Below are 6,792 nucleotides of genomic sequence, written 5' to 3'. Positions count from 1 at the left end.
GCTGCGGCGAAGTCACAGACGGTATCCGCGTGCGGTGAAAATCAAGATGAGCAGCTACCCACGGAAGCGTCCCCGCCCGGACCGACGAGCACGCTCCCGCAGGCCCCTACGTCGCGTCCGTCCCTAAAGTGAACGGCATTGGGTTTAGGGGTCTGCATCCTGATAGCACCCGAGATAGTCGTTGGAGCCGTGATTGTCGCTGGAGCAGTCGTGGTGGCCGTCGCCATCAAAGAAGAGTTGGATGCATATCGGAGGGCATCTCGTGAGGGTGCGCAGCCTGAGACCCAAACGCGGCCCCCCGATGAGCAGGAGCGTTTGACGCACCGAAAGCCCGAGCCAGCAGGGCAGGACTGGTTCCCCCCGGCGCCGACCGATCCACTGGACCGAGAACGCCATCCGGAGTGCAGGCCCGTCCCGGTGCCGCACGCGGGCGAGGATGCTCCGCATAACGAGTGCGCCGACACGTTTCCGCCCAACCGCTATCCCGGCAATGACGTGCTCGTTGGCGGCAAGCGGTTTGATGCGCTTCAAGTCGGCGCGCGTGTGCTGTGGGAGATCAAGACCCATCAGTTTGACACGTACAGTGACTTCCTCCGGGATCGGGTCGTCGAAGATCAGTTGGAAGAGCTCCAGGAGGACCGCGACATCGCAGCGGCCTGTGGATATAGCTTCGTCGTTGGGGTGAGTAGTGCCGCGCACAAAGATGCGCTGCTGCGACAGGACTCCAGCCTCAGAATCGCCGTCACGGGATGCAAACGATGACCACGCGAAAGCGCCTCGATATGACCGTCTACGCGCCTACACTCGCGGGGCACGACGGCCGCACACTCGCTGTCGTCCGTGGCATGGAACGGGCGCTGCCCGGTTTGCGCCTGGAGTGGGAAGTGAGCAAAGGAGGGCGCCCCATCGAGCTACCACAACGCGAGGCGTGGCTCGCTGAGGCGGCAACACGCGGAAAGTTCCCACTGCTATGCAACGGTGACGAGAGCTACCCAGTAACCATTTCTGGGATGCGACGCTCCGCGAGCGCAAGCCCTGGCGGCCAGCAACAGCTCCAAGTCCATGCGAAGTTGCCGCTGGACGCGGCCAGCATCACGGCAGCGGTGGAGATGCTGGAGGGCATGGCGGAAGGCGCACGCGCGTTCTGGGGGCATGCGACGCCGGACGGAGCCGCGCTGGACATTGCGTATCAGACAGCACCCACGCTGGAAGGGCCGCCGTCCCCACGCAGGGGGCTGCCCGCCCTGAAGCTCTTCGAGCACATCCGCTCGCCTGAGATTCCCTATTACCTCGGCTGGCTGAACTACTGGTCGGATGCTGCCGCGGAAGCCATCGGGTTCCCCGACCCTGCCCGCGACACGGACCTGCTCTCACGGGCGCGGCGCACGGCAACGGGTGGATGGATTGTGCCGCTCACCGAAGCGCCGCTCGATCTCGACAACCCCGCCCACCTGGACGCGCTCTTACGGGCCTACGAGCGCTTCCCGAAGCTCGGCGGTCGCTCACCGCCTTGACGCCTCAGCGCGGGGCGCAGCTGTCACCTCTCCCCTCAGATGGCCAACATCTGACATTGTCAGGGCCAACACCTCGCACCTCGTTTTGAGTGGCCTCACACGCCGGCACTAGGCTCCGTGGCAAGACCGATGACCGTGAGAGAGACAACGAGGGGGGAACGAAGTCCACGAGTCAAAGACTCGCTGATTTCGACCCAGGTCAATGACTTCATCATCGAGGAGCGCATCGGCGAGGGAGGCATGGGCGTCGTCTATCGCGCCGTCCACCCCTTGATTGGCAAACAAGTCGCCATCAAGGTCCTCCGCGCCGAGCACGTCACCCAGCAACAGGTGGAACGTCTGCTCATCGAGGCACGCGCCGTCAATTCCATCCGCCACCCGGGCATCATCGACATCTTCGGGTTCGGACGCCTGCCCGACTCGCGGCCCTACATCATCATGGAGCTGCTGCGCGGCCAGTCCCTCTCCGAATCCCTCAAGCAACGCGGACGCCTGGACCCCAACACCACCGCCTGGATTCTCGACCAGATTCTCTCGGCGCTCGGAGCCGCTCACAAGGCGGGCGTGGTGCACCGGGACATGAAGCCCGGCAACGTGTTCCTCGCGGAGATGCTCGACGGCTCGCGCGCCGTCAGGCTCGTCGACTTCGGCATCGCCAAGCTGGTGCGCAGCCACGACGGCCCCACCACCGTGGACGGCACCATCCTCGGAACCCCCGAGTACATGGCCCCCGAGCAGATTCGCGGAACCACCGTCACGTCCGCGACCGACCTCTATGCCGTCGGCATCATGGCCTTCCAGATGCTGACCGGCGAACGCCCCTTCAAGGGCGAACAGCTCCAGGTCCTCTTCGCTCACGTCGAGCAACCACCCCCACTCCCCTCCTCACTCGTCCCCGGCATCGCGCCCGAGTTCGACACCCTCGTCCTTCATCTGCTCGCCAAGGACCCGGCCCTGCGCCCCGAGTCCGCCGAGGCCGTGCAACAGGCGTTGAAGCGGATTCCGCCCACCGTCGTCCCTCCGTTCGGCCCCGGAACGACCGCGACCGTTCAACCCATCGGCCGTGAAGGTGGGACGAAATCCACCTGGTCCCAGGTGAAGCTCCCCCACCCCACGACCCGGCGCGGACGTGTCTGGCTGGCCGCCGGCGCCGCGCTCCTCTCCAGCGTCGCGACGGCAACGTTCCTGCTCTCACCCTGGGGGCCCGGACGCACGGGGACAACACCCGTCCCGACCACCGTCACCACGGCGGAGGCGCCCCGTCAGAATCCTCCGGAGCGCGCGCCCGTTCCTGCTCCGCCGCCTCCCACGCAAGAAGCCTCCGCGCAACCTCTCGCGGTCAACGACCCGGCGCTCCCCTCGAAAGGCGCGACTCCAAACCTCCCCGAGCCCGGCTCCGAGGGAAGCACACAGCCCTCCAACTCGGCGGCGCTCCAGGCGCCCTCCACGCCCGCTGTCTCCGACGCGGACGCCTCCACGGCCACCCCGGCCGTCCACAAGACCGCGACCGACCCCAAGCAGCAGCCATCGCGGCCCACGCCGAGGCACCCAGCGGCCTTCCTGCCACGCGGCGAGAAGGCGCCCCCGGACCCCAAGCTGGTCCAGCGCGTCTACAACCTCGAGGAGCGCTACTTGAAGCAGACCTCGGGCCGCGCCCCTTCGGAGGAGTTCGAGAAGGAGCTCAAGCACCTCCACGCACGCGCACTCAAGGCGACGACCCGGGCCGAGAGCACACAGGTCAGCGCGTCAATCTTCACGCTGACGCAGCACCTGCGCGCGCTCCAGGCCCCCAAGGTCGCCACCGCGCCGCCGTCGTCAGCGGACACGCATCCCGAGCCCACGCCACCGCCTCCTTCCGTGGTGCCCCTGCGCGCGCCGGGCCCTCACGTGCTGGCGATGCTTTCGACTCCAGCCCTGACGCCCAGCGATGACCGGCTGGCGCGGCGCTTCGTCCAGTTCAAGGCGATGTACCTGGAGCGCGCGTCCAAGCATGAGTACCCCCGGGTCATCGAGGAGTCGCTCGTCCGCATCCATGACCTCGCGATGAAGGAGACAACCGCCACCGAGCGCATGGACATCCACCGCGCGCTCGATGCCTGGAAGGAAGTCCTGGACCACGCCACGCCGAAGTGAGCGGAGCAGCGCTCAGACGCTCATCGACTGCATCATCTCCGAGGGCTTCATCATCGGCATGTTCGAGGAGAACGCCGGCTCCATGCTGTTCGCGGACTGCGTCCGGCCCATCATCTTCTCCATGTCCGGCTGGCGCTGTCCGTCCTCGAAGGTCGACTGAGACTTCTCGTTGGCCTTGGGCTGCTCCTTGCCAAATGGCCGAGGCTGCCCCGCCCGCTCCGCCGCGTCGTTCGCCTTCTTCTTCGCCTCATCCGCGCGACGCGTGGACTCGGACGCCTTCGCGGAAGCGGACTCGAGCTTCTTCTGCGCGTTGGCCAACTTCACCAGGGCGGTCTGCTCGTCCGCCTGCGCCTCCGCGAGCGCCTTCGCCGAGGACTCCTGCTGCTTCGGCGTCTGCCCCGGCGCATTCGCCTTCATCTCCGCTTCCACCCGCCTCTTCGAAGCCTCGTCGAGCGCCTTCTCCGCGGCCTCGGCCTGCTTGCGCGCGTTCTTCTCCGCCTCCTTCGCCGCCTTCGCCGCCCGAACCTCCGCCTCCGCCTTCTTGCGCGCATCATCCGCGCGCTGCGCGTCATCCGCCTTCGGGCCCTGCTGGCGCATCGTCGAACGGCCATCCACCTTGGTCAGCGAATTCACGGGTCACTTCCTTCCAAGTGCGATGAGGGACAGACACCCCTTCTTCGCCAGAAGCGCCCACACGGTTACATCGGGAATTACTTTTCCGGGGCCCGACACACATCCGGGCCCCCGTCCCCCGCGTCACGGCAGGCTCAGCTTGAGCCCGTAGGGGATGGTCCTGTCCTTCACGCCGCCAGGGTCCACCTTCACCTGGTCATCCCGAACCAGCGTGGCCGAGTCCGAGCCGTCGAACGACACCGCGTCATCCACCCCCAGCTTCACCAGCGAGTCGCGAATCTCCGCGAGCGTCCTGCCCGGCTTCGACCCGTCGTCCTGCGCGACGACATACGTGGTGCCCGTGTCCCGGTCGTAACCGACGACGACCTTTCCACTGTTCGCACCCCGCTCGTTCTGGTCCTTGAAGCCCTCGTTGTTCCGCTGCGTCAGGTCGGACGCATAAGCCCCCGGGTCTCCCGTGAGCGGCGCCGCCGAGGACGTCCCGGGCTTGTACTGATTCCCGTCCCCATACGGCGTGTTGTTGATGATGAGCGGCACCGCCCCACCAAACGCCACCTTCGAATCCGCCGGCGGATCTCCCTGCCCGAACTTCAGGCCACTCGACGTCCACGCCGCATAGAACCGGTCCGGTGACGACTCACCCCCCTGCACCTTCCCGTTCTCAATCACCTTCCCCACCGGACTGCTCCCAGAGAAAGGGACGCCATAGAAGCTGGTGTTGATGATGGTGTCGCTGCCTGGCTGGCGCCCCTCCTCCTGCGCCAGTTTGGAGAAGGGCTTCGCCGCCTCCGGCCTCGCCCAGCTCCCCAACACGTTGTCGACGATGCTGCCCCCATGCTCGACAACGGATGGCGTGGCGTTCTTCATCGCCACCACGTGGAGGCCATCGGCCTCGAACTCCACCGGCTGTCTTGGATTCGCGTTGATGCGCTCCGTCACCGCCGCGGACAGCCGCTTCCCGTCCGCCTCCGTCGTCGGAAGCTTCAGCTCCTGCGTCCGCGCCGAGTTCTGGGCCTCGCGCAGCAACACGTCCGACGTGGCCGCCGAGCGGCGCAACGTGATGTCCCCATTGCCCGGCAACGCGTAGCCGTCCGTCTTCTCGCCGGGCAGCTCCGGATAGGACGCGTCGTCCACCACGTTCACCTGGACACCGCGCGCATCCAGGTCCGCGAGCGCCTTCTGGCCCTCCGGCGTGGCGCTCAACTCCTGCCGCAGTCGGTCGACAGACGACTTGTTCGCCTCGTCCTTCAACCGCTGCGTCGTCGCGGTGTGTTCGGCGCGAAGCTCCTGGCGAAGGCCCCCTGGGACGTCCCTCAAGTCCAGGCCCTTCTTCACGTGCGCGTCGTAGCGGTCCCACGCCTCCTTCTCCGGCGTGCTCACGTCCGCGACCATCATCGACTGGAGTTCGGGAGACAGCTTCGCCTTGTCCAACTCCGCGGCGCGCTCGGGTGAGCCGGGCGGCGTGTCGAAGATGCGCTTCGCATCCGTCGCCGACACCGTCCCCGCCTCCGTGTATTGCGGCTGCGCCTTCTTGTATGCGTCCAGCGACTCGTACGACTGGTTCGTCGTCGGGTCCAACACCTGCTCGCCCTGGCGCACCACCACGTGCCCCGTCTGGCCCTCCGTCCCCGGCCGCTGGTCCTTCAGGAAGACCATCTCCGAGCGCGCGAGCAACTCCGGCGACGCCTTGTCCACCCAGTCCGCCGCCGTATCCAGGCAGTTGACCTTGCCGTCCTTCGCGTCCTCCGTGAGCAGCGACGACGCCTCCGAGCTCCCCGGGGGCGCAGGCACATGGCCCAGCAGCTTGTCGCGCAGCACGTTGCGCGAGGCGTCCTCGAAGCTCGACACACTGCTCCGCACCGGATTGGACGTGGCGCCCGAGAGGCGCTGCGCGTCATACGGAGGCGGCAGGCCCTGGACACCCGCCTGCGTGTTCGCCTCACGCATCGCGCCCTGCGCACGCTGGGCGGAGCGCGCGGCATGCTCCTCCGCGGCCCGCTGCGACTCCTCGGCCCGAGCCGTCCGCTGCGCGGCGAGCTTCTCCGCCCGCTGCGCCTCCACGGCCTCCTTCCTGGAGTCCTTCGCCTCTGTCGGAGTCTGCCCCGGAGCCTCGGCCTGGGACTTCGCCTTCGCCGCCTCCGCTCGCGCCTTCTCCTGCGCGCGACGCGCGGCCTCCGCGGCACGACGCGACTCCTCTGCCGCACGACGCGCGGCCTCCGCCGCCTTCCTCGCCGCCTCAGCGCGACGCCGAGCCTCTTCCGCACGCCGGGCCGCATCCGCCTCGGCGGTCCCCGTCGACGACGTCGTCGGTGAGCCACCTCGAATCGCCGCCGTGCCCCCCATGCGTCACTTCCTTTCGGAAAGTCGAAGCCCGTCTCCTCATTTTCGATTCGGTGATTTCGGGGTTTCCCAGCGCACGCTGAACCCAGCGCGTCTGTTCCCCTTTCGACACCTCCAGGGGTTGCCGCAGGACATTGGTGGGTGGCCGCTCGGGGGTTTCCAGCGGGTCGTG

Annotated in this window: 5 protein-coding genes; 3 read left to right on the top strand and 2 right to left on the bottom strand. The window is 67.4% G+C overall.

Annotation, left to right across the window (positions count from 1 at the left end; genetic code table 11):
- Positions 1-213: 213 nt before the first annotated feature.
- From HUA75_RS30095 to HUA75_RS30085, 3 genes are all read left to right on the top strand, one after another.
- Complete coding sequence (locus HUA75_RS30095) at positions 214-762, top strand: DUF6310 domain-containing protein (protein WP_306440874.1); 549 nt, start codon at positions 214-216, stop codon at positions 760-762.
- Entirely contained in the window at positions 759-1,514 is a 756-nt protein-coding gene (locus HUA75_RS30090) for a DUF5953 family protein (protein ID WP_141642491.1), read from the top strand. Before HUA75_RS30095 ends, HUA75_RS30090 begins: the two co-directional genes overlap by 4 nt.
- A gap of 135 nt (positions 1,515-1,649) precedes the next feature.
- Positions 1,650-3,647, top strand: a complete 1,998-nt coding sequence (locus HUA75_RS30085) for a serine/threonine-protein kinase (RefSeq protein WP_371746223.1) — start codon at positions 1,650-1,652, stop codon at positions 3,645-3,647.
- Between the two features lie 12 nt (positions 3,648-3,659).
- Here the strand turns inward: HUA75_RS30085 and HUA75_RS30080 are convergent, their stop codons facing one another.
- Both HUA75_RS30080 and HUA75_RS30075 read right to left on the bottom strand, forming a co-directional pair.
- Positions 3,660-4,280 (bottom strand): hypothetical protein, encoded by a 621-nt coding sequence (locus tag HUA75_RS30080; protein ID WP_174488323.1) that lies wholly within the window; start codon positions 4,278-4,280, stop codon positions 3,660-3,662.
- Positions 4,281-4,403: 123 nt separating this feature from the next.
- Positions 4,404-6,623 (bottom strand): phosphodiester glycosidase family protein, encoded by a 2,220-nt coding sequence (locus HUA75_RS30075; protein ID WP_174488322.1) that lies wholly within the window; start codon positions 6,621-6,623, stop codon positions 4,404-4,406.
- Positions 6,624-6,792: the final 169 nt, after the last annotated feature.

Origin of the sequence: Myxococcus sp. CA040A, assembly GCF_013336725.1 — a bacterium.
GTDB lineage: Bacteria > Myxococcota > Myxococcia > Myxococcales > Myxococcaceae > Myxococcus > Myxococcus llanfairpwllgwyngyllgogerychwyrndrobwllllantysiliogogogochensis.
This window is presented reverse-complemented; position numbering and strand designations above follow the sequence as displayed.

What these genes read in the sequence shown, in the direction of transcription:
- HUA75_RS30090 (WP_141642491.1), top strand. Translation starts at nt 759, where the DNA reads ATGACCACGCGAAAGCGCCTCGATATGACCGTCTACGCGCCTACACTC.
- HUA75_RS30075 (WP_174488322.1), bottom strand. Translation starts at nt 6,623, where the DNA reads ATGGGGGGCACGGCGGCGATTCGAGGTGGCTCACCGACGACGTCGTCG.